The following is a 22,357-nucleotide window of genomic DNA, read 5'->3' on the forward strand; positions in this document are numbered from 1 at the left end:
CACACCTGACTTCTACCGAATGTCAGGAAGAAGTCAGGTGTGGTCGGTGAGTGCCTGAATCAGGCGCGCTTGGCGCGAGCCGCGGAGCGGCCACGCGTGGAGGCGTCGAGGACCACCTTGCGGATGCGCACATGGTCAGGGGTGATCTCCACGCACTCGTCCTCGCGGATGAACTCCAGCGCCTGCTCCAGCGACAGGTTGCGCGGCGGGATCACCTTCTCGGTCTCCTCGCTGGTGGAGGAGCGCATGTTGGTGAGCTTCTTCTCCTTGGTGATGTTGACGTCCATGTCGTCGGACCGGGAGTTCTCGCCGATGATCATGCCCTCGTAGACCTCGGTGGTCGGCGACACGAACAGCGTGCCGCGCTCCTGGAGGTTGAGCATGGCGAAGGCGGTCACGGGACCGGAGCGGTCGGCCACCAGGGAGCCGTTGTTGCGGGTGCGCAGCTCGCCGAACCACGGCTCGTAGGAGTCGAAGACATGGTGCACCAGGCCGGTGCCGCGCGTCTCGGTGAGGAACTCGGTGCGGAAGCCGATCAGGCCACGCGCCGGCACCACGAACTCCATCCGGATCCAGCCGGTGCCGTGGTTGGTCATGTGCTCCATGCGGCCCTTGCGGACGGCGAGCAGCTGCGTGATCGCGCCCAGGTATTCCTCCGGGCAGTCGACCGTGAGGCGCTCGACCGGCTCGTGCACCTTGCCGTCGATGATCTTGGTGACCACCTGCGGCTTGCCAACGGTCAGCTCGTAGCCCTCGCGGCGCATCTGCTCGACCAGGATGGCCAGCGCCAGCTCGCCGCGGCCCTGCACCTCCCAGGCGTCGGGCCGGTCGGTGGGGAGCACGCGCAGCGACACGTTGCCGACGAGCTCCTTCTCCAGCCGGTCCTTGACCATGCGGGCGGTGACCTTCGAGCCCTTGGACTTGCCGACCAGCGGCGAGGTGTTGGTGCCGATGGTCATCGAGATGGCGGGCTCGTCGACCGTGATGAGGGGCAGCGGGCGCGGGTCCTCGGGGTCGGCCAGCGTCTCACCGATCATGATCTCGGGAATGCCGGCGATCGCGATGATGTCGCCGGGACCGGCCTCCTCGGCCGGCTTGCGCTCCAGGGCCTCGGTCATGAGCAGCTCGGTGATCTTCACCCGCTGGATCGTGCCGTCGGTACGGCACCAGGCCACCTGCTGGCCCTTGCGCAGCACACCCTGGTGCACCCGGCAGAGCGCGATGCGGCCCAGGTAGGAGGAGGAGTCGAGGTTGGTGACGTGCGCCTGCAGCGGGGCGCTGGGGTCGTAGGTGGGCGCCGGGATCGTCGACTTGATGATGTCGAAGAGCGGCTCCAGGTCCTCGGCGTCCGGCATGCCGCCGTCCTCGGGACGGTTCAGGGAGGCGCGGCCCGCCTTGGCGGAGGCGTAGACGATCGGGAAGTCGATCTGCTCCTCGGTCGCGTCGAGGTCCATGAAGAGCTCGTAGACCTCGTCCACGACCTCCTTGATGCGCGCGTCGGGCCGGTCGACCTTGTTGATGCAGAGGATGACCGGCATCTTGGCGCCGAACGCCTTGCGCAGCACGAAGCGGGTCTGCGGCAGCGGCCCCTCCGACGCGTCGACCAGCAGCACGACACCGTCGACCATCGACAGGCCGCGCTCGACCTCGCCGCCGAAGTCGGCGTGGCCAGGGGTGTCGATGATGTTGAGGGTCATGCCGCCGTGACTCACGGCGGTGTTCTTCGCGAGAATGGTGATGCCCTTCTCGCGCTCGAGGTCGTTGGAGTCCATGACGCGGTCGTCGACATCCTGGTTGGCGCGGAACGCCCCGGACTGCCAGAGCATGGCGTCGACCAACGTGGTCTTGCCATGGTCGACGTGCGCGATGATCGCGATGTTCCGCAGGTCGTCGCGGCTGTTCAAAGGCATGATGACGTCTCGCTCTGTGATCGTGGGGTCGGCCACGCGAAGTCGCGGCCTTATAAGTCTAGTTGATCCCCTCTGATGGCAGGAGCGGGACGAGATGCCGCCTGGCGTAGGCACGGGCTTCGTCGTCGCTGTCCAGCGGAATCGCACTGTCCGGAGTGAGCACGAACGACAGCGCGATGCGGATGAACATCTCGGCCACGGCCTCGGCGTCCGGGGCGTCTGAGGCATTGAGATGGCCGGCGAGATACGCCCTGGCGGCCGCGAGGTAGGGGCCCGCCTGCACAGTAAGGTGCGGCAGGATCATGTCGGGCTCGGTCGCCAGCAGCCTGCTCAGCAGCGGATGCCCCCGCACCAGGCGCAGCGTGACCGCGAACCCCTCCGTCACCCGGTCGGCCATGGTCGGCAGCGGCCCGACCTCCTGCTCGAACGCCCGCAGGAACCGGTGGAGCTCGCGCAGCATCACGCCCTGGATCAGGTCGCTCCTGCGGGCGAAGCGCCGGTAGACGGTGATCCGCGACAGGCCCGCCTGCCGGGCGACGTCGTCGACGGTCAGGCGGCGCAGGCCGTGCTCCAGCATCCGCGCGTAGGCCGCGTCGAGGATGCGCCCAGCCGTGGTCGGCTCGCCGGAGTCGTCCTGCATGGATCAAGACTATGGGCGGCTCGCCGGGCACCGGACGTACATAGCGGGTTGCACATTTCTACGCATGTCCCGGCCGGTGCCGGATGCCTACATTGGCGGCATGACCTGGACAGAGCTGGTGCTGGGCGCCTCTCCCGTACAGGGCGACCAGCCCGCGGTCAGTGACGTCAGAACCGGCGAGGTGCTGTCCTACAACGCGTTCGCGCGGAAGGTCACGCACGCGGCGGCGGGGCTGCGCCGTCACGGTCTGCGCTACGGCGACCGCGTGATCGTCGACATGCCGCTCGGGGTGGGATTCGCCATCGCCGTCCACTCCGTCGCCTGGTCCGGGGGAGTGGCGGTGCTCGGAGACTCCGGGACCGCCCGCATGATGATCGCCCAGCGCGGCTACGACCCGCTCGCGGTGGATGTTCAGAAGGTCTTCACCTTCGAGCCGACGCCGGGGGAGCTCCCGTTCAGCGACCTGCTGGGTGAGCGTTCGGTCCAGTTCGGGCCGCTGGCCGGCCCCGCGCTGAGCGTCGGCGGCGAATACGTCTACGACCACGACGAGCTGGCGTCGGACCTGCGCAGTCTGTCGTCCCGGCTGCTGGTCAACGAGGACGACGTCGTGCTCGCCGCGGTCAGCGATCCGCTCAAGGGGCTGCGGGTGCTCGATCTGGCGTTGATGTCGGGCGCCCACGTGGTCATCGCGCACGAGCCGAGCCTGATCGGCTGCCGCGTGCTCGCGCACGTGCACGCGGCCACCCTGGTGATCGCGCCGAACGAGGTGGTCAGACGCCTGCTCGGCGATCCGACGTTGCGCGTTGTGGACGAAAGGGCCGTCGTCAGCTCGCTCAGCCGGTGAAAAGTGCGACACTGTGGGAGAGTGTGATCCTTCCGCGACGCAGGGTAACCACAATGTCCGAGCCCCCCAGGCACAATCTTCCGGCCGAGCCCAACAGGTTCGTCGGTCGCGAGCGCGACGTCGACGACCTGTGCGGGCTGCTGGGTGAGACGCGCGTGGTCACGTTGTGCGGGGTCGGCGGCATCGGCAAGACCCGCCTGGCGCTGCGGGTCGCCGCGCGTCTGGTGCCCTCCTATCCGGGCGGCGTGTGGCTGGTCGAGCTGGCCAGGCTCACCCGGGGCGAGCTGATCCTGCAGGAGATCGGCCGGGCCGTCGGCATCCACGAGGAAGGCGCCCGCCCGCTGCTCGACACGGTGGCGGCCCGGCTGCGCGACACGCCCGCCCTGCTGCTGCTGGACAACTGCGAGCACCTGGTCGACCAGTGCGCCGAAGTGGCCGCCGAGCTCATCGCGGCGTGCCGGGGCCTCGGCATCCTGGCCACCAGCCGCGAGCCGCTGCGCATCGCCAGTGAGCTGGTCTGGCGGGTGCCGCCGCTCGACCTGCCCGACGAGCGGCATCCCGACGCCGAGTCCGTGCTGCTCTTCGTCGACCGCGCCACCGCCGCGGGCACCAGACTGAGCCCGGCGAGCCTGGACGATGTCGTACGACTGTGCCGGGCGCTCGACGGGCTGCCGCTCGCCCTGGAGCTGGCCGCGGCCCGCACCAGCCTGCTCAGTCCCGGCCAGATCGTCGATCGGATCGACGGCCGTTTCTCGCTGCTGACCACCGGCGGCCGCACCGCTCCGCCCAGGCAGCGCACACTGCTGGCCGCGGTTGAATGGAGCTACGACCTGCTGTCGGCCAAGGAACAGGTGCTCCTGCGCAGGCTGTCGGTGTTCGCCGGGTCCTTCGACCTCGAACTCGCCGAGCAGATCTGCGCCGACCGGCCCATCTCCGAGGCGGAGATCGTCGACCTGCTCGGCGCCCTGGTCGACAAGTCCCTCGTGCTGTGCGACGAGGAGCGCAGGCGCTACCGGCTGCTGGAGACCATCAAGCACTACGCGGCCGAGCGGCTGGCGGAGGCGGCCGAGCGCGAGGTGCTGCGCGACCGGCACCTGGAGGTGCTGTGCGAGCTCCAGCTGCGCCACTTCGGCACCGAGATGGTCGAGCCCGACCTGCCGTGGCCGGTGCGGCTGGCCGCGCTGGAGGCCAGCCGGAGCCTGGTGGACGACCAGCGGGCCGCGCTCGACTGGGCGATCGAGTCCGGCAACGCGCCGCTGGGCCTGCGCCTGTGCGCCTACAGCACCAGCCTGCTCCCGGTCAGCAGCGCCAATCCGGCCGAGATCGTCGGCTGGGTGGAGCGGCTGCTGGCCCTCGACCTGACCCAGGTGTCCGACGAGCAGATCGCGCATGCCCACGCGTACCTGGCCTATGGGCTGGAGGGTCGCGACGAGCTGGCCCGCTCGCTGGAGTACGCCATGGCGAGCCTGGCGGGCCTGGGCGCCGACAACGTCTTCCCCAGCTGTGTCATGCACAGCCTGACGGTCGTGGTGCTGTTGCGCATGGGACGAGGTGACGAGGCGCTGCACCACGCCGAGACCGGCCTGGCCCTGGCCACCGCCTCCGGCGACCAGTGGAACCAGGCGGCCGGGCTGGCCGGGCTGTCGGCGGTCGCGCTCACCCGCGGCCGGCTGCGCGAGGCCCAGTGTCACGGCGAGGAGGCCCTGGCCAAGGCCCGCCAGCACGGGCACCGCTGGCTGCTGGCCAGGACCGCGACCCAGCTCGGCGCGGTCGCCGAGGCGCGCGGCGACCTGGTGAAGGCGATGGCCCAGTACGAGCTGGCGGTCCCGTGGCTGGAGGAGCTCAATGGCACCATCGAGCTGGCCCGCTGCCTGGCCAGGATCGGCCGGGTCGCGGCGCTGCTGCACGAGTTCGAGGTGGCCAGGGAGCGGCTGGCCGCGAGCCTGAAGCTGAGCAGGCTGACCGGGCAGCGCCAGAGCGTGGCCCGCTGCCTGGTGAGCCTGTCGGTGCTGGCGGAGACCGAAGGGGACCTGGAGAGCTCCGTACTTGCCGCCGCCTCGGCCACCGCGCTGCGCGAGTCGATGGGCCAGCACTCCGCCACGATCCGCATCGAGGAGCTGCTCACCCGCGCCCGCGCCAAGCTCGGCGAGGGCCGCACCGCGACGCTCTGGTCGCGGGGCAGGACGATGAGCCCCGACGACGCCGCCCGCCAGGTCCTCGCGGGCGAGCGGCCGGTCCCGGCCGGTCCGGTGGCGACCGAGCCCGTCAGGCACTCGCTGCTGACCGCCCGGGAGCAGGAGATCGCGGCCCTGCTGACCAGGGGCCTGTCCAACCGGGCCATCGCCGAGGAGCTCGTCATCAGCCCCGCGACCGTGGCCAGGCACATCGCCAACATCATGGAGAAGCTTGGCTACACCTCGCGCGCTCAGATCGCGGTGTGGGCGGCCGAGCAGCCGCGCGGTTCTGCATAGCGATCTGCATATTCCGCCCCATGTGTGCATGAGATGCCCTCCATAGCGTGGGCGCCATGGAGGAGCGCATCGTGATGGTGGACTCTGGCACCGGCCTGTGTCTCACCGAGGGGCAGCTGGACGAGAGGTCGGCCGCCGCGACCGTCCAGCTGCGACGCCGGGGCGTGCGCGCGGGCGACACGGTGCTCATCTGCCTGACCGTCGGTCCCGACCTGCTGGTGGCCACCGACGCGGTGATAGCCGTCGGCGGGATCGTCTGGCCGGTCCCACCGGAGCTCGACGAGGGCAAACTGCGGGATCGGATCATGGCCAGCCGGGCCCGCCTGATGATCTCCGACCTGCCGCGGGCGATGAACGCGGCGAGAGAGTCACGCGTACGCATGGTGGTGAGCGTCGCGGAGCTACATTCGTATCCGGTCAGTCGCGAACTCTGCACGGAAAGTGATCCCACCGGGCGGCGAACCAAGGGAGACTGTGAGGGAGTGTGATCCTCCCGCCAACACTTGGACCTCCGCCATGACTCCGCAAGTCCAGCACAACCTCCCCGCCGAACCCAACCGTTTCGTCGGACGGGCGCGCGACGTGGCCGAGCTGTGCGCGCTGGTCCGCGGTGAGCGCGTGGTCACGCTCAGCGGAGTGGGCGGCATCGGCAAGACCCGCCTGTCGCTGCGGGTGGCGGCCAGCGCCCTGTCCGGCTTCGCCGACGGCGTGTGGCTGGTCCAGCTCGCCCGCGTCAGCGACCCCGAGCTGATCGTGAAGGAGATGGCCGACGTGCTCGGCGTCCGCGAGGAAGGCTCCGAGCGGCTGCTCGACGGGCTGCGGATCCGGCTGCGCGGCACCAGGACGCTGCTCCTGCTCGACAACTGCGAGCACCTCGTCGAGCCGTGCGCCGAATTGGTCGCCGGCCTGCTCGCCGACTGCCCCGAGCTGAGATTCCTGCTCACCAGCCGCGAGCCGCTGCGCATCCCCGGCGAGCTGATCTGGCGGGTGCCGCCGCTCGACCTGCCCGACGAGCGGCATCCCGACGCCGAGTCCGTGCTGTTCTTCGTCGAGCGGGCGGCCGCGGCCGGGGCCCGCGCCGTGACCGACAGCATGCCCGACGTCATCCGGCTGTGCCGGGCGCTCGACGGGCTGCCGCTCGCCCTTGAGCTGGCCGCGGCCCGCAGCAGCCTGCTCAGCCCGGGGCGCATCGCCGACCGGATCGGCGACCGGTTCAAGCTGCTGACCACCGGCGACCGCACCGCCCACGCCCGCCAGCGCACGCTGCTGGCCACGGTCGAGTGGAGTCACGACCTGCTCGCCCGCAAGGAGCGGGTGCTGCTGCGGCGGCTGTCGGTGTTCGCCGGGCGGTTCGATCTCGACCTGGCCGAGCAGGTGTGCGCCGACGGTGACCTGCTGCGCCGCGGCGAGGTGCTCGACGTGCTCAGCGGCCTGGTCGACAAGTCGCTGGTGCTCCACCATGGCGACGGCGGCCGCTACCACCTGCTGGACACCATCAGGCACTACGCCGCCGAGCGATTGTGCGAGGCGGGCGAGGAAGCGCGGCTGCGCGGCGGCCACCTCAAGGTGATCTGCGCCGAGATGGAGCGCTGCAACGAGGCCGGTTCGCTCCACCGCCGGTTGTCGTGGCCGGCCCGCGCCGTCCACTTCGCCAGGGGGCGCCGCCTGCTCGACGACTGCCGGGCGGCGATCGACTGGGCCGTCGAGTCCGGCGGCGCCGAGCTGGGGCTGCGCCTGGCCCACGCGGCGCTGACCATCCTCGCGGTGCGCGGCGATCTGCGGGAGAGCGTCGGCTGGTACGAACGGCTGCTCGGCCTCGACCTGTCGGGCGTGCCCGACCAGCTGATCGGCGTGGCCAAGGGCGGCCTCGCCTACGGGCTCGAAACGCGCGACGAACTCGACCGGGCCGCGGCGCTCATCGAGGAGAGCATCGAGGAGCAGCGGCGCCACCCCTATACGCACTGGCTCGGCGTCACCTACGGCGTGGCCCTGACCGTCTTCTTCCGCACCGGCCAGACCGGCACGGCCCTGCGCCACCTGCGCGAGCTCGAAGTGGCGGCCGCCGAGCACGACGACCTGTTCAACCTGACGACCGCCCGCATCGCCCGGCTCAACCTGGCGCTCTTCCAGGGACAACCGCGTCAGGCGCAGCGGTTCGGCGAGGAGGCGCTGGCCCTGGCCATGGAGACCGGCCACCACTGGACCCTGGCCAGGGCCCTGACCCACCTGGGCGCGGTGGCCGAGGCCAGGGGCGACCTGGCGGCCGCCATGCGGCACCACACGGCCGCGCTGCCCATCCTCGAGGAGCTCGACAACCGGGTCGAGCTGGCCCGCTGCCAGGCCAAGGTCGGCAGGGTGGCGGCCAGACTGCACGACTTCCCCGCCGCCCGGCGCAGCCTGGCCGCCAGCCTGGTGCTGAGCACGCAGACCGGCCGGCGCAGCGGCGTCGTCCGCGCGCTGGTCGCCCTGTCCGTACTGGCGCAGGCCGAGGGCGATCTCGACGGGGCGGTCGTCGCGGCCGCGGCGGCGAGCGCGCTGCGCGAGTCGATCGGCCAGCACGACGCCCCGGCCCGCACCCAGGAGCTGCTCTCGCTCGCCCGCGACAAGCTCGGCGAGGGCCGGGTGGCGCTGCTCTGGGCCAGCGGCATCGCGCAGGATCCCGGCGCGGTGGCCCGGCGGATCCTCGACCAGAAGGCCGACGCCGGAGACGTGCACGAGCCCGCCGCCCTGCTCCCGTCCCTGCCCGCCACGCTGTTCGTGTCCTCGTCGGGCCCGGCCGCCCGCGAGCCGCGCTACGCGACGCTGACGGCGCGCGAGCGGGAGATCGCCGGGCTGCTCACCGAGGGCCTGAGCAACCGGGCCGTCGCGGCGCAACTGGTGATCAGTCCGGCCACGGTGGCCAGGCACGTGGCCAACATCATGGAGAAGCTGGGCTTCGGCTCGCGCGCCCAGATCGCGGTATGGGCGGCCGAGCACGGCCTCGACAACCGGTGACCATGAGCGCCGTATGGGCGGCCGAACATGGCCTCGGCAACCGGTGACCATAAGCTCGGAAACATGGCGCTCGCTCCCAACTTCCCGGTCATGCTCCGCACCGAGGACGGCGTCCGCATTGACGCCGCGCACACCCCGTCCACCCGCTCCGGCCTCGGCATCGTGGTGGCGCACGGGTTCACCGGCTCATGGCGCGACCCGGCCACGCGGCGCATCGCGCACGTGCTGAGCGGCTACGGCGGCGTGGTCGCGTTCGACTTCCGGGGGCACGGCCGTTCCGGTGGTGAGTCGACCGTGGGTGACAAGGAGATCCTCGATGTCGACGCCGCCGTACGGCACGCGCGGGTGATCGGCTATTCCAAGGTCGCCGTGGTCGGCTTCTCCATGGGCGCCGCCGTGGCCGTACGCCACGCGGGACTGCTCGGTGGCATCGACGCGGTGGTGTCGGTGAGCGGCCCGGCCCGCTGGCACTACCGCGGCACCAAGCCGATGCGTCAGGTGCACTGGGCCATCGAGCGGCCGATCGGCAGGTGGGCGGCCAGGGTGGCCAAGCGCACCAAGATCGCTCGCGGCGAGTGGGACCCGATCCCGGTGCCGCCCCACGAGGCCGCCGCGCTGATCTCTCCGACGCCGCTGCTGATCGTCCACGGCGACGCCGACGGGTTCTTCCCGCTGGAGCACGCGCACCAGCTCTACGAGGGCGCCCGCGAGCCCAAGAAGCTCTGGATCGAGCGCGGCTACGGTCACGCGGAGTCCGCGGCGACCCCGGAACTCATCCGCCGAATCGGAAAGTGGATCAGTACGAACCTTTTCTGAGTAATAGACGTCTATCTAGGGCGTAAGGAAGAAATCCGCCGGGAGAAAGTCCTACGGGAAGGAAACCGTCGAGGCGGTGGACGTAGGACATACTTCGTGGAGTAGCGGAGACCACACCAAGCGTTGCGGGGGCGCGCTGGGTGCGGGGCGCCGTGAGAAGGGCTCCGGTACGTCGTACCGGAGCCCTGTTCCTTAACCCAGGCGGGCGATCGTCTTGTATTCCAGGTAGCTGCTGAGGCCCTCGGGGCCCAGTTCGCGGCCCACGCCGCTGGCCTTGTAGCCGCCGAAGGGCGCGTTCGACTCCAGCATGAAGCAGTTGATCCCGTAGGTGCCCGTGCGGACCTGGCGGGCCACCTCCATGCCGTGGTCGGCGTCGGCCGTCCAGACCGTACCGGCCAGGCCGTAGTCGCTGTCGTTGGCGATGCGGATCGCGTCCGCCTCGTCCTCGTACGGGATCACCGACAGCACCGGGCCGAAGATCTCCTCGCGGGCGATGCGCATCTCGTTGGTGACGCCCGCGAAGACGGTCGGGGCGACGTACCAGCCGCGGTCCATCGGCCGGTCCAGGCCGCCGACGACGACCTTGGCGCCCTCGTCCATGCCGGCCTGGATGTAGCCCTCGACGCGGTCCTGCTGCCGCTTGGCGACCAGCGGGCCGATGCCGGTGCCGGGGTCGGCGGGGTCGCCGACGGGCTGGGAGGTGACCATGTTCGCGACCGCGTCCACGACCTCGTCGTAGCGGGTCCGTGAGGCCAGGATGCGGGTCTGGGCGACGCACGCCTGGCCGTTGTTCATCAGCGAGGCGATGGCCAGCATGCCCATGCTGGAGGGCAGGTCGGCGTCGTCGAGGATGATCGCCGCCGACTTGCCGCCGAGCTCCAGGCTGACCCGCTTGAGCTGCTCGCCGCAGATGGCGGCGATGCGGCGGCCCGCGGCGGTCGAGCCGGTGAAGGCCACCTTGTCCACGCCCGGGTGGGAGACCAGGTGCTCGCCGGCCTCGCGGCCCGCGGGCACGATGTTGAGCACGCCGGCCGGGATTCCGGCCTCAATGACCATCTCGGCCAGCAGGTACGCGTCGAGCGGCGTCTCCGGCGCGGGCTTGAGCACGATCGCGCAGCCGGCCAGCAGCGCGGGCGCGATCTTGGACATGGCGACGAACTGCGGGACGTTCCACGGCACGATGGCCGCCACCACGCCCACCGGCTCCCGCCGCACGGTCGTCGGCCCGAACAGGCCGGGCCGCTGCTCCTCCTGGGCGAAGGTCTTGCCGTAGTCGGCGTAGTACTGCAGCATGCCGAGCGGCTGGGGCGCCTGCGCCAGGTTGGAGAAGGTGATCGGTGAGCCCATCTCCTCGGTGATGAGCGCGGCCATCTCGCCCTGACGGGCGGCGTAGATCTCGGCCAGCCTGCCGATCACCTCGGCCCGCTCGGCGAACGTCATGCGCGGCCACGGACCGTGGTCGAACGCCTGCCGCGCCGCGGCCACCGCGCGGTCCATGTCCTCGGGCGTGCCGTCGGGCACGCGGCCCACGACCTCTTCGGTGTGGGGGGAGATGACGTCGATGGTGCCGGTCCCGGCCGGGGCCACCCATTCGCCCCCGATGAACAGCGTGTCGTGCTGGCGCATGTCGTGAGCCTCCTGCTTGACCGAATGCTTGCTTGGCTACGGTGCTCCTCAAGGTGACCGAACCATGTTCTGTCCACGCGCGCAAGAGGGGTCCGGCACGCGCGTACGCGTACCGGACCCCTCCGGTCGATCAGCCGAGCAGGTGCCGCAAGGACCGCTTGACCAGGTCCGTGCGCATGGCCTGGGTCGTCAGGCTCTCCACGCCGAAGCCGAGGTAGACGGTGTCCTTGGTGGCGATGCCGCCGCCCTCCTCGAACACCTGGTCCGTGCGGGCCCAGGTGTTGATCGAGGGCGAGGTGCCCTCAGGAGGCGCCGCCGCGCTCCAGCCGCCCAGGTCGCTCTCGAACGAGGTCTGCTCCGCCGTCGCGCCGTTCAGCGTCACGGTGAAGTCGTCGAGGAAGACGCCCGCGCCCTGGGTGCTCCAGTCGCTGATGTACGAGACGGACAGCTCCACCTTCTTACCCGCGTACGGGGTCAGGTCGACCTTCCACTGCTGCCAGCCGGCCGAGTTGCCCGAGGCCGCGTTCCACGAGCCGGAGGTGCCGGTCGGCTCGCAGTTGGCGCCCTGGTAGCGCTGGGTGAACGGATGGAGCGCGCGCCAGCCCTCGCCGCCGCTGGGCGGGTCACAGCTGCTGCCCGTGCTCTGTGAGGTGTGACCGTTGACGTCCGGCAGGGTCGTCCAGTCGTCGCCGCCCACGGTGTGCGCCTCGACGGTCAGGAAGTCCCAGTCGGCCTCGGTGTCGTACGAGGTCCAGAACGACAGGTCGCCGCTGGTCTTGCCGGTCAGGTCGACGGTCTTGGTCAGCCGCTTCCAGGAGGCGTCGGCGATGCCGCTGTAGACGTCCCAGGAACCGGTGTGCGGGTCGAACGGTCCGCCGGGCCGTGCCCACTTGACCGGCGCGGAGCTGGCGAACTGCGGGAACTGGGCGGCCGGCAGGATCGCCGAGGTCGCCACGAACGAGTTGGTGTGGCTCGGCTCCAGCGTGCCGGCGAAGCCCTTGAACCGGCCGCTCACGCCCTGCAGCGCGTACGGGAGGCCCGTGTCGGGGTTGATGCCCGAGTCGTCGAAGAAGACGTAGGCGCCCAGCCAGTACTGCTGGAAGTCGTTGAACACCTGGATGCACGGCGGGTCGTTGGGGGTCGCGCATTCGGGCTGGGCCGGCTGGTCGGGCTGGTAGTAATAGGCGCCGTTGTTGTTGGCCGCGTATGACGGGTACTTGCCCGAGTGCAGGAGCTTGCCGCCCTCGTTCAGGTAGTCGCGCACGGCCAGCTCGGTGTCGACGCCGCCCTTGGAGGTGGTGCCGGCCACCTGGCCGACCGATCTCGGGATGATGTCGTCGCCCGTCTCCCAGACCACCGCCTTGTAGTGGCTGAGCACGCCGAGCGCGTGCGGAGCCTTGCGGCCCATCTTGTCCATGTCATAGACGTCGGAGCTGTAACCGGCCTCGTCGAGCGCCTTGACGTAGTCGTCGGCGTACTTGGCCTCGGTCACGCCCTGGACGGGGCTGAGGCCCGTGACGTCCTCGGTGGCCAGCACCAGCACCTTGCCGCCGATGTCACTGGCGACCTGGTAGGTGAAGTCTCCGCTCTTCCTGCCGATCGAGCTGAACCAGACCTTGACCTTGTCCCCGGGCCTGGTGCCGGTGATCTTGCCGCGCATCCAGTGGTAGTAGGTGTCGTAGCCCTTGCCGTAGCGCTCGCCGCCCCGCCACTCGCCGGTCAGTACGGTCTTGGTCCGGCCGCCGTTGACCTGGTAGTTCAGGAAGATCGGGCCGAGCTTGCGCTTGGCGTCGACCTGGACCACCTGGTCCCGGCCGTAGCTGACCTCGAACGGGTCGAGCACGAAGTCGGCCGTTGCGTTGCCGAGGTGGTTGACCGGCTCGGACCAGTTGGTGGCCGACTTGGCCACGTCCAGGGCAAACGGGATGTTCTTCTCGAACTCCGCCTGGACCAGCGCCTCGTCGTCGGGGAAGACGAACCCGCAGCCGTCACAGCCCTCGTCGAGCTCCGGCGTCCAGGCCAGCGTGCCGTACGAGGCGTGGGCGTGGTCGGTCGTCTCGCCGTTGGTGGTGTAGAGCTCCGCCGACAGGTCCGGGTCGAAGCCCGGGATCGCCGGCTTGGCGTCGTTCCCGGAGATGGCCTCGTAGATCGGGTTGTCCGCGGTCTTGGTGGCGACCTGCCAGCCGATCGGATAGAGCAGCAGCGGGCCGAAGGAGTGGTAGTTCACCTGGCCCTTGAACCGGATCCGCTTGAGCAGCCCGTCGAGCGCCCTGGTCTCGGGCTCGCTGGCGGGCGCCGCGCCGCGGTAGGTCTCGCTGCTCGGGATCGACGAGGAGCCCTCCTCGTCGTAGTGGAAGTTGGTGGGGTAGTTGCGGTTCGGGTCGACGCCGTCGCCGGTGGTGATCCGCCCGTCGCCGTCGTTGTCACGCAGATTCTTGCGCCACAGACGGTTGCCCTCGGTGAAGGTGAAGTCGTAGCCGTCGGGGTTGGCGACCGGCACGAACCAGAGCTCGGTCCTGTTCAGCAGGTCCTTGAGCGCGGCCTGGTTGGCGATCACGTGCTTCAGCAACCGCATGTCGACCTCGGTGGAGATCCACTCGCGGGCGTGCTGCGTCGCCGAGTACAGCGTCGCCGGCTTGATGCCGTCGGGCAGCACCCTGGCCAGGGCGGTGACCTTGACGGCGAGGATGTCCTGGCCCTTCAGCGTCTTGCCGAGGGACTCGATCTTCACTATGTCCTTGTTCGCGTTGGCGATGGCCTTGAGCTGGTCGGCGATGCCGCCCGGCTCGGAGTAGGACTTCCAGACGGTGTAGCCGCCGGTGGCCTGCGCCTTGGCGGCCTCCAACTGGGTCTGGCCCTGCGGGTTGCGTACGGGCTCCGGCTTGTAGCCGAGTTTGCGCAGGCCGTCGAGGTCGGTCTGGGCGGCGGTCACCTCGACGTGCTCCTTGCCGCCCTTGGTGTCCTGCTGGACGACGTCGAAGCCCTTCTCCTTGAGGGCCTGCCCGGTGCCGGGCGTGCTCTCCAGTTGGTAGAGCTCGATCCTGTCGCGGGGTGGTAGGGGGTCCACCGACGCCTGGGCCTCCAGGGCGACGAGGGACGTGCCGAGGCCGAGGACGACGGCGGTGGACAGGGTCAGTAATCGAGACACGAGGTCTGCCCCTTCGCAGAGACGAGTTTCGTCGCCATCTCAGACCGATACGTCGCGCTCGGCAAGGCCCAATCTTTATGCCTGCCTTAGATCGGACAATCTTCAGATAATTCGCCAAAGGGGCGCGACTTGCCGTGTTCAGGTGACAATATTCAAGATCATCTTCTATAGTTTCGGTCCGTCGATGAGGGGAGGACGGACGTGAAAATCAGTCGCTTCGCCCTATTCGCCATCGTCCTGGTGGGGCTGTTCGCGTTCCCTCTCCCGGTCTCCGCGGCTCCCAACCCGGCCGAGTTGCGCAAGCTGACCAAGCAGGCGTCCCAGCTCAACGACCTCTATCGCGGCCAGATCCAGAGCCTGGAGGAAGTACGGATCCAGGCCAAGAAGGCCACCGACAACTCCGGCGACCTGGAAGCCCGGCTCGCCAGCGCCAAGGCCGAAGTGACCTCGATCGCCCAGAGCACCTACATCGCGGGCCCGCTCGACGGCGTCCAGTTGATCGCCCCGGGCGTCGACCCCACTGTCGCGCTCGGCCAGGCGGCGAACATGACCTATCTGGCCAACGAGCGCATCAGCAAGGTGCAGAGCATCCAGGCGTTGATCGACAAGGCGGCGGACGCCAAGCGGACCGCCGCCGAAAAGATCGACAAGCTGAAAAAAGAGATCAAGACCATGCAGGGCAAGCGCCGCGAGATCGAGCGGCTCCTCGCCAAGTACGGTTTCCAGCAGCCGGGCGGCTCCTCGGGGCTCACGCCGCGCATGATCGCGGTGCGCGCCGAGATCATGCGGAACTTCCCCATGCCGTACGGGGTGGGCTGCCTGCGGCCTGGTGACCCCGGTGAGCACGGCAAGGGGCGGGCCTGCGACTTCATGATGTCGAGCGGCGGGCGGGCGGCCTCGGGGGCCGACGGCGACCGGGGTGACGCGCTGGCCGAGTGGCTGATCAAGAACGGGCCCCGGATCGGGGTGATGTACATCATCTGGAAGCAGCGGTATTACGACATTCGGTCGGGGGGTGGTTGGGACCCGATGTCGGATCGGGGTGGGGTCACCGCCAACCACTACGACCATGTGCATGTGTCGGTGTTCTAGCGGCTGTGCGGAACGACGGTCCGTTGTGGTTGGGTCCCTACAGGGAGATACCCCCTCCGGGGGAGCGGGAGAAGGCTGCGATGAGGTCGCGGAGCCAGGCGTATGACGCCTTTGGCGTGCGGTGCTGGGTGGTGAAGTCCACGTGGACCAGGCCGAAGCGCTGGTGGTAGCCCTCGGCCCACTCGAAGTTGTCCAGCAGTGACCAGACGAAGTAGCCCCGGACGTCGACGCCCTCCGCCGCCGCCTGTTCCACCGCTCTGATGTGGCCGTCCAGGAAGGCGATGCGGCCCTGGTCGTCGATCGTGCCGTCCGGGCCGGGGACATCCTCCTGGGAGCAGCCGTTCTCCGTTACGTACACCGGCGGCAGCGCGGAGCCGTACCTGGTGCGCAGGCCCGTCAGGAGTTCGCGCAGGCCGTCGGGGACGACCGGCCAGCCGAAGGCGGTGGTGGGGTAGCCGGTGATGCCGTGGTCGGTGAAGGGCAGGCCGTCGTCCGTGGGCGCGCCGATGCGGGTGGGGTTGTAGTAGTTGATGCCCAGGCCGTCCAGGGGCGCGGAGATGACGGCCAGGTCGCCGTCGCGGACCACGTCCATGGCGCCGATGGCCTTCAGGTCCGGATACTCGCCCAGCAGGATCGGGTCGTTGAACAGGCGGTTGTGCAGCGTGTCGTACGCGTCGGCCGCCGCCAGGTCCGCGGCCTCCTCCGAGACGGGCCAGACCGGGGTGCAGTTGTTCGTGATCAGCACCTGCCGCGCCCCGGCCGCGCGCAGCGCCTGTACGGCCAGGCCGTGGCCGAGCAACTGGTGGTGGGCGACGGGCAGGGCGTCGAACAGCAGGGCCTGGCCGGGGGCGTGGACGCCCATGCCGTACCCGAAGGCCATGTGCACGAACGGCTCGTTCAGCGTGATCCACATGGGCACCCGGTCGGCGAGGCGCTCGGCCACTATCGCCGCGTATTCGGCGAAGTAGTAGGAAATATCGCGGTTCATCCACCCGCCCATGTCCTGCAGCGCCTGCGGCAGGTCCCAGTGGAACAGGGTCGGCACCGGCGCGATCCCCGCCGCCAGCAGGCCGTCGACCAGTCGGTCGTAGAAGTCGAGGCCCCTCGGCTCCACCCGGCCCGTGCCCAGCGGAAGCACGCGGGGCCAGGCGATCGAGAAGCGGTAGGCGTTGACGCCCAGGCCGGCCATGAGCGCGAGGTCCTCGGGCCAGCGGTGGTAGTGGTCGCACGCGACGTCCCCGGTGTGCCCGTCCCGGATGCGGCCCGGCTCGTGGGCGAAGGTGTCCCAGACGGAGACGCCCCTGCCGTCATCCTTGACGGCGCCCTCGATCTGGTAGGCGGCTGTGGCCGTACCCCATAGGAACATGCGCACTCCTAAGCGATCATCCGAGTGGGACTCATGTTAACTCGCGGAGGCTCGGGGGAGCCTACCTGGCGGTAATACGCCAAGATGGGGGGCATGACGAGTACCCTGCGCCGGCGTCCAGCCCAACGCCGCAGCGTGGAGCGAGTCGAACGGATGCTCGACGAGTGCGCACATTTGCTCGACGAGGTCGGTTACGAGGCACTGACCACCAAAGAGGTCGCGCGCCGGGCCGAGGTGCCGATAGGCACGTTCTACCAATTCTTCTCCGACAAGCAGGGTCTGGTGCGAGCGCTGGCCCTGCGCAACCTCGATGCCTTCCTGCAGCGCATCACCGAGCGGCTCACGGAGCGGATCGCCGAGTCCGGTCTCGACCACTGGACCGACCTGGTCGACCTGGCCATCGACGAGTTCGTGGTGATGAAGCGGACCACTCCGGGATTCGCGGTGGTCGACTTCGGGGAGGTGCTGACGGCGCCGGGCGGGCCGGCGCTCAAGGGCACCGACCGGATGCTCGACGCCGCCCTGGAGAACAACGTCGTGGTCGCCGACCGGCTGCGAGCCCTCACGGTCGACCTGCTCGACGCTCCTGTCGGGCCGGGGCTCGACCGCGCCCTGCTGGTGGCGGTCGAGGCCACGGACGCGGTGCTCAAGCTGGCCTTCCGGGTGCGTCCCGACGGTGATTCCGACCTGATCGCCGAGTGCAAGCAGCTGGTCCACCGCTACCTGGCCGACCACCTGCCCTGACGGTCCATCTGTCGCTGACGGACCGCCTGCTTCTGTGTCTGCGGCACTTCGCGGGAGCGCTCCCGCAACGCGCCGGTCCGCGGTGCCGGTCTCAGCACGCCGCGTCCAGCCGGGCGCGTAGCTCGTCGTCCAGCCGTACGTCCGCCGCGCCCAGAGCCTCCTCAAGCTGGGCCATCGTGGAGACGCCGACGATCGGGACGTGCCCGTCGGCCAGCAGCCAGGCCAGCACCACCTGGTTGGGCGTCGCCCCCACCTCCGCCGCCACCGCACGCAGGACCGCGAGCCGCCGGGTCGTACCCGGATGCTGGTAAATGTCGGGGATCGGGCGGTCGGGCCGTGTGTAGGCGCCCGCCATCAGCGTGTTGTACGCCCACAGCGTCACGTCGGGCTCGGCGCGTACATACTCCAGCGTCTCGTCCGTCGCCAGCGCGTGGCCCGACTCGGCCAGCCGCGTGAGCGGTCGCGGGCGCAGGTAGGTGTGCCGGAGCTGCAGGCATGTGTACGGCAGCCAGCCCCGCGCCGCCGACAGGTTCCTGGCCCGCTCGGCCCGCCAGGTGGCCAGGTTGCTGGCCCCCACGCTGCGGATCCTGCCCTGCCGGGCCAGGTCGTCGAATGCCCCCAGAGTCTCCTCCAGGGGTACGGAGCGGTCCTCGATGTGCGACCAATACACATCGATGTAGTCCGTCCGCAATCTCCGCAGGCTGCCCTCGATCGCCTTGCCGATGGAGGCGGCGGACAGTCCCTCCGCCGAGGCGAGCGTGTCGTCGCCGGGTACGGTGGGCCGGGCGCCGGTTTTCGTGCTCAGGAAGATCCGGTCCCGGTTGCCGCGCGCCGCGAGCCAGGAGCCGATGGCCAGCTCGCTCTCGTCGCCCGTGCACCCCGGCACCCAGAACGGATAGTTGTTGGCCGTGTCCAGCATGGTGCCCCCGGCCTCGACGAACCGGTCCAGAATGGCGAAGGTGTCCTTCTCGTCGACCGCGGTGCCGAACGGGATCGTGCCCAGTGCGATGTTCATGGCCGTGATCGTGAAAGCTGGAGTGCGCTCCATGTCAAGCCGGCCTCTGCTGAGAAGTGGTTGACCTGGAGTCGGCTCCAGGTGCGATGCTTCTGCCGTGAGCGTCTACACACCCGCGGAAGTGGTCGAGGAGACCGGCTTCACCCTGGACACGTTGCGCTACTACGAGAAGATCGGCCTGCTGGAGCCTGTCGGCCGCAACGCCGCAGGTCAGCGCCGGTTCACTGAGGAGGACGTCGGCTGGCTCGGCACGATCCGCTGCCTGCGCGACACCGGCATGCCGATCGCCGAGATGCTCCGCTTCGCCGACCTGGTGCGGCAGGGCGACCACACGATCGCCGACCGCATCAAGCTCCTGGAGGAGCACGACGGCCGCGTCCGGGAGCAGATCGCCAACCTCACCGAGCGTCAGCGCTACATCCACAACAAGATTTCCTACTACCGCAGAGTCGTCTAGCCCTGTCTTTGGGGTCCGGTTGTTAGACCGGGACCATGGCCGGGCCCAGGGCGAGACGGATCAACATCCCGCTGCGCCGCGTCGCCAAGGGGTGCGCGATGCTGCTGTTCGCGGTGCTGGCCAACATCACGGTGATCCAGGGGTTCGGGGCGCGGGGGCTCAACGCCGATCCGCGCAACCAGCGCTCCGCCATCGCCAGGTTCGACCATCCGCGCGGCGACATCCTCACCTATGACGGCACGACCGTCGCCGTGAGCCGTCCGACGGCCCGCGGGCCGTACGCGTATCGCCGCGTCTACCCCCACGGCGAGCTGTACGCCCCAGTGACCGGGACGGCGTCGCTCAGCCGGACCACGGGCATCGAGGGGGCCGCGGACGACGTCCTGTCCGGCGACGACTCGAGGATCCAGGTCCGTTCGCTCGTCCGGCACGGCAGGGCCCGCGGCGCCGACGTCCGGCTCACGATCACCGACCGCGCGCAGACGGCCGCGTACGAAGGCCTCAGGGCGGCGGGCCGGCCGGGCGCCGCGGTCGCCGTCAACCCGGCGACCGGCGCGATCCTCGCCCTGGCCAGCTACCCGTCGTACGACCCCAACGCCTACACCACCACCGACCCCGCCGAGCTGGCCAAGACGGACCGGCGTCTGCGCGGCGACCCCGCCGGGCCGCTGGTCAACCGGGCGGTCAGCCAGAGATATCCGCCCGGCTCCGCGTTCAAGCTGGTCACCACGGCCGCCGCGCTGTCGTCGGGCGAGTACTCGCCCACCTCACGGGTCGATGCCCCCGCCCGGCTGCGGCTGCCCGGCAGCACGGCCTACCTGCCTGACACGGGCGGGTCCTGCGGCGATGCCCGTCCGACGCTGCCGGACGCCTTCCGGTCCTCCTGCGACACCGCCTTCGCCGGCATCGGCCTCCAGCTGGGGCAGGACATCCTGCGTGACCAGGCGGAGGCGTTCGGCTTCAACGACCGCGACCTCACGATCCCGCTGCAGGTCACCGCCAGCACCTACCCCCCGAACATGAACCGGGCCCAGACCGCCCTGTCGGCCATCGGGCGGCATGACGTCCGGGCCACGCCGCTGATGATCGCCATGCTGTCGGCCGCCGTCGCCAACCACGGCGTCCTCATGCGCCCGTACCTGGTGGAGGATGTACGTCTTCCGGACGGCTCGCTCATCGATCGGGCCGACCCGGCGCCGTACCGGGTGACCATCCCCGCCACCCTGGCCCGCCAGCTCACCTCGATGATGCTCACGGTCACCGGTGCCGGCGGTTCCGGTACGGCGTCCGCCATCCCGGGGGTGGAGGTGGCGGCCAAGTCGGGGGCAGGGGAGGACCACGCGCTCTTCACGGCGTTCGCCCCGGCGGACACGCCGGAGGTGGCCGTGGGCGTGGTCCTGGAGCACGCCGCGCCGTCGACCGCCGCCCTCATCGCCCGCGCCGTCCTGGAGGCGGCACTCTCCTGAAGTGGTACGCCAACACGCGCTCACCGGGATGACCTCGGCACTCTTCTCCTCCTACATATGGCGCTGCACAGACCTCTCTACACATCTCCGGGGTCGAACGGTTACATCCTCGAATGGCCATCTCGACGCATGCGGTGTCCCGTCCACATGTCTAACGTTCTGCATGTGATCGACCGCACCTTGCGATCTCGCCTCTCAGTCAGGGGGCGTCGTGGCTCGATCCAATGGGGCGTCGCGTGTCCAGGCGGAGCTTGGCCTCCTCGGAGGGGTGGGGGTCTGGTTCCGGACGCGTGACAGCGGGCTCGAGCCGCGCAGGGCTCGGGCCCGCCCACCATCTGCTGGTCGTCGCGCCTATGCGGACCTGTTATCAGCACATGCCTTGACGGCTCCAAGTGCGAAGTGGGTTGATTGCCCTACTGACAACGTTGTCAACCTTCACCACTCGGGGTTTCGAAGGGACGGTGTGCGATGCGACGACGGTGGTTGGCGGCCGTCGCGATCACTATGGCGAGCGTGCTCGGCCTGGCCGGCTGCGGTGGTAGCGGCGGCGGCGCAACGGCGAGCCCGCAGGCCACGGGTGGCGGCGAGAAGAAGCAGGTCGAGGTGTTCTCGTGGTGGACCGGGCCGGGTGAGGCCGACGGTCTGAAGGCGATGCGGGAGATCTTCGAGAAGGAGAACCCGAACTACACCTTCTTCGACGCGGCGGTGGCGGGCGGCTCCGGCGACAAGGCCAAGGCGCTGCTGCAGTCGAAGTTGCAGGCGGACACCCCGCCGGACACTTTCCAGGGTCACGCGGGCGCCGAATTGCAGGGCTACATCAAGGCGGGCGACCTGGAGGACCTCAACTCCCTCTATGACGAGTTGAAGCTGAAGGACGTCTTCCCCTCCCAGCTGATCGACCAGATCAGCGTGGACGGCAAGATCTATTCGGTGCCGGTCAACATCCACCGGTCGAACGTGCTGTGGTTCAACCCGAAGCTGCTGAAGGAGGCGGGGATCGCGGCCGCGCCCAAGTCGGTCGACGAGTTCATCGCCGACCTGGGCAAGGTGAAGGCCAAGGGCAAGATCCCGCTGTCCATCGGCTCGGAGTGGACCGTGGTGCACCTGATGGAGAGCGTGCTGCTCGGCTCGCTCGGCACCGACGCCTACAACGCGCTGTTCAAGCCGGGCGCCAACTGGGGCAGCCCCGAGGTGAAGAAGGCGCTGGAGAGCTTCAAGACGATCATGTCGTACGCGGGCGACCCGCAGGACGACTGGCAGCCCGCGGCCAAGCAGGTGGCCGACGGCGAGGCCGCGTTCAACGTCATGGGCGACTGGGCCTACGGCTACTTCCACAACCCGCCGGACGGCGGCCTGGGCAAGAAGTCGAAGGAGGACTTCGACTGGGCGCCCTCTCCCGGCACCGAGGGCACCTACCTGTGGCTGTCCGACAGCTTCACGCTGCCCAAGGGCGCCAAGAACCGTGACGGGGCCATCGCCTGGCTCAAGGTCGCGGCCAGCAAGGAGGGACAGGACGCCTTCAACCCGAAGAAGGGCTCCATCCCCGCCCGTAAGGACGCCGACCAGTCGCTCTACACCGACTACCTGGCGGACGCGCTGAAGGACTGGTCGAGCAACAAGCTGGCCGGCTCCATCCAGCACGGGGTGTCGGTGAACCAGCCGTGGCTGGCCTCGATCACCGAGGCGGTCGGCCTGTTCATCGGCAGCAAGGACGTCGCGGCCCTGCAGAAGGGGCTCGTCGACGCGGCAACGGCCAACGCGCAGTAAT

At 69.7% G+C, this 22,357-nt stretch carries 16 protein-coding genes; 10 read left to right on the forward strand and 6 right to left on the reverse strand.

What is annotated here, in order from left to right:
• Positions 1 to 59: 59 nt before the first annotated feature.
• Positions 60 to 1,910 carry a translational GTPase TypA gene (gene typA, locus AB0C30_RS29350; RefSeq protein ID WP_357950496.1) on the reverse strand — a complete coding sequence of 617 codons (1,851 nt, stop codon included), beginning with the start codon at positions 1,908 to 1,910 and terminating at the stop codon, positions 60 to 62.
• Between the two features lie 58 nt (positions 1,911 to 1,968).
• Positions 1,969 to 2,550, reverse strand: a complete 582-nt coding sequence (locus AB0C30_RS29355) for a TetR/AcrR family transcriptional regulator (RefSeq protein WP_357950499.1) — start codon at positions 2,548 to 2,550, stop codon at positions 1,969 to 1,971.
• A gap of 100 nt (positions 2,551 to 2,650) precedes the next feature.
• On the opposite strand from AB0C30_RS29355, the gene AB0C30_RS29360 reads away from it, so the two are divergent.
• The 5 genes from AB0C30_RS29360 (at position 2,651) to AB0C30_RS29380 (ending at position 9,675) form a co-directional block, all read left to right on the forward strand.
• Positions 2,651 to 3,394, forward strand: a complete 744-nt coding sequence (locus tag AB0C30_RS29360; RefSeq protein ID WP_357950501.1) for an AMP-binding protein — start codon at positions 2,651 to 2,653, stop codon at positions 3,392 to 3,394.
• A gap of 53 nt (positions 3,395 to 3,447) precedes the next feature.
• Positions 3,448 to 5,865: a LuxR C-terminal-related transcriptional regulator gene (locus tag AB0C30_RS29365; RefSeq protein WP_357950503.1), complete on the forward strand. Its 2,418-nt coding sequence runs from the start codon at positions 3,448 to 3,450 to the stop codon at positions 5,863 to 5,865.
• 56 nt (positions 5,866 to 5,921) lie between these two features.
• Entirely contained in the window at positions 5,922 to 6,353 is a 432-nt protein-coding gene (locus tag AB0C30_RS29370) for an AMP-binding protein (protein ID WP_357950506.1), read from the forward strand.
• Positions 6,354 to 6,381: 28 nt separating this feature from the next.
• Positions 6,382 to 8,859, forward strand: a complete 2,478-nt coding sequence (locus tag AB0C30_RS29375; RefSeq protein WP_357950508.1) for a LuxR C-terminal-related transcriptional regulator — start codon at positions 6,382 to 6,384, stop codon at positions 8,857 to 8,859.
• Positions 8,860 to 8,922: 63 nt separating this feature from the next.
• Positions 8,923 to 9,675, forward strand: a complete 753-nt coding sequence (locus AB0C30_RS29380; protein ID WP_357950511.1) for an alpha/beta fold hydrolase — start codon at positions 8,923 to 8,925, stop codon at positions 9,673 to 9,675.
• Between the two features lie 192 nt (positions 9,676 to 9,867).
• On the opposite strand, the gene AB0C30_RS29385 is transcribed toward AB0C30_RS29380, so the two are convergent.
• Both AB0C30_RS29385 and AB0C30_RS29390 read right to left on the reverse strand, forming a co-directional pair.
• Entirely contained in the window at positions 9,868 to 11,301 is a 1,434-nt protein-coding gene (locus tag AB0C30_RS29385; RefSeq protein WP_357950514.1) for an aldehyde dehydrogenase, read from the reverse strand.
• 130 nt (positions 11,302 to 11,431) lie between these two features.
• Entirely contained in the window at positions 11,432 to 14,449 is a 3,018-nt protein-coding gene (locus AB0C30_RS29390) for a M14 family zinc carboxypeptidase (RefSeq protein ID WP_357950516.1), read from the reverse strand.
• Between the two features lie 201 nt (positions 14,450 to 14,650).
• Here AB0C30_RS29390 and AB0C30_RS29395 point away from each other — a divergent pair, with 201 nt between their 5' ends.
• A complete protein-coding gene (locus tag AB0C30_RS29395) occupies positions 14,651 to 15,541 on the forward strand; it encodes a hypothetical protein (RefSeq protein WP_357950518.1) in 891 nt (296 codons plus the stop codon).
• 37 nt (positions 15,542 to 15,578) lie between these two features.
• Here the strand turns inward: AB0C30_RS29395 and AB0C30_RS29400 are convergent, their stop codons facing one another.
• The gene (locus AB0C30_RS29400) at positions 15,579 to 16,907 is read right to left on the reverse strand and encodes a GH1 family beta-glucosidase (protein WP_357950521.1); all 1,329 of its coding nucleotides are present in this window, start codon (positions 16,905 to 16,907) and stop codon (positions 15,579 to 15,581) included.
• 93 nt (positions 16,908 to 17,000) lie between these two features.
• On the opposite strand from AB0C30_RS29400, the gene AB0C30_RS29405 reads away from it, so the two are divergent.
• On the forward strand, positions 17,001 to 17,651 hold the full coding sequence (locus tag AB0C30_RS29405) for a TetR family transcriptional regulator (RefSeq protein ID WP_357950523.1): 651 nt from the start codon (positions 17,001 to 17,003) through the stop codon (positions 17,649 to 17,651).
• Between the two features lie 91 nt (positions 17,652 to 17,742).
• Here the strand turns inward: AB0C30_RS29405 and AB0C30_RS29410 are convergent, their stop codons facing one another.
• Positions 17,743 to 18,666 carry an aldo/keto reductase gene (locus AB0C30_RS29410; protein WP_357950526.1) on the reverse strand — a complete coding sequence of 308 codons (924 nt, stop codon included), beginning with the start codon at positions 18,664 to 18,666 and terminating at the stop codon, positions 17,743 to 17,745.
• Positions 18,667 to 18,763: 97 nt separating this feature from the next.
• On the opposite strand from AB0C30_RS29410, the gene AB0C30_RS29415 reads away from it, so the two are divergent.
• The 3 genes from AB0C30_RS29415 (at position 18,764) to AB0C30_RS29425 (ending at position 22,356) form a co-directional block, all read left to right on the forward strand.
• Positions 18,764 to 19,123, forward strand: a complete 360-nt coding sequence (locus tag AB0C30_RS29415; protein WP_357950528.1) for a MerR family transcriptional regulator — start codon at positions 18,764 to 18,766, stop codon at positions 19,121 to 19,123.
• 35 nt (positions 19,124 to 19,158) lie between these two features.
• A complete protein-coding gene (locus AB0C30_RS29420) occupies positions 19,159 to 20,589 on the forward strand; it encodes a penicillin-binding transpeptidase domain-containing protein (protein WP_357950531.1) in 1,431 nt (476 codons plus the stop codon).
• 468 nt (positions 20,590 to 21,057) lie between these two features.
• The gene (locus AB0C30_RS29425) at positions 21,058 to 22,356 is read left to right on the forward strand and encodes an ABC transporter substrate-binding protein (protein ID WP_357950534.1); all 1,299 of its coding nucleotides are present in this window, start codon (positions 21,058 to 21,060) and stop codon (positions 22,354 to 22,356) included.
• Position 22,357: the final 1 nt, after the last annotated feature.

This window comes from Nonomuraea sp. NPDC048901 (assembly GCF_040649695.1).
GTDB lineage: Bacteria > Actinomycetota > Actinomycetes > Streptosporangiales > Streptosporangiaceae > Nonomuraea.

Bases quoted from the DNA above. Each gene is read 5' to 3' on its own strand.
- typA (WP_357950496.1), bottom strand. From the start codon at position 1,910: ATGCCTTTGAACAGCCGCGACGACCTGCGGAACATCGCGATCATCGCG.
- AB0C30_RS29355 (WP_357950499.1), bottom strand. From the start codon at position 2,550: ATGCAGGACGACTCCGGCGAGCCGACCACGGCTGGGCGCATCCTCGAC.
- AB0C30_RS29360 (WP_357950501.1), top strand. From the start codon at position 2,651: ATGACCTGGACAGAGCTGGTGCTGGGCGCCTCTCCCGTACAGGGCGAC.
- AB0C30_RS29365 (WP_357950503.1), top strand. From the start codon at position 3,448: ATGTCCGAGCCCCCCAGGCACAATCTTCCGGCCGAGCCCAACAGGTTC.
- AB0C30_RS29370 (WP_357950506.1), top strand. From the start codon at position 5,922: ATGGAGGAGCGCATCGTGATGGTGGACTCTGGCACCGGCCTGTGTCTC.
- AB0C30_RS29375 (WP_357950508.1), top strand. From the start codon at position 6,382: ATGACTCCGCAAGTCCAGCACAACCTCCCCGCCGAACCCAACCGTTTC.
- AB0C30_RS29380 (WP_357950511.1), top strand. From the start codon at position 8,923: ATGGCGCTCGCTCCCAACTTCCCGGTCATGCTCCGCACCGAGGACGGC.
- AB0C30_RS29385 (WP_357950514.1), bottom strand. From the start codon at position 11,301: ATGCGCCAGCACGACACGCTGTTCATCGGGGGCGAATGGGTGGCCCCG.
- AB0C30_RS29400 (WP_357950521.1), bottom strand. From the start codon at position 16,907: ATGTTCCTATGGGGTACGGCCACAGCCGCCTACCAGATCGAGGGCGCC.
- AB0C30_RS29405 (WP_357950523.1), top strand. From the start codon at position 17,001: ATGACGAGTACCCTGCGCCGGCGTCCAGCCCAACGCCGCAGCGTGGAG.
- AB0C30_RS29410 (WP_357950526.1), bottom strand. From the start codon at position 18,666: ATGAACATCGCACTGGGCACGATCCCGTTCGGCACCGCGGTCGACGAG.
- AB0C30_RS29420 (WP_357950531.1), top strand. From the start codon at position 19,159: ATGGCCGGGCCCAGGGCGAGACGGATCAACATCCCGCTGCGCCGCGTC.
- AB0C30_RS29425 (WP_357950534.1), top strand. From the start codon at position 21,058: ATGCGACGACGGTGGTTGGCGGCCGTCGCGATCACTATGGCGAGCGTG.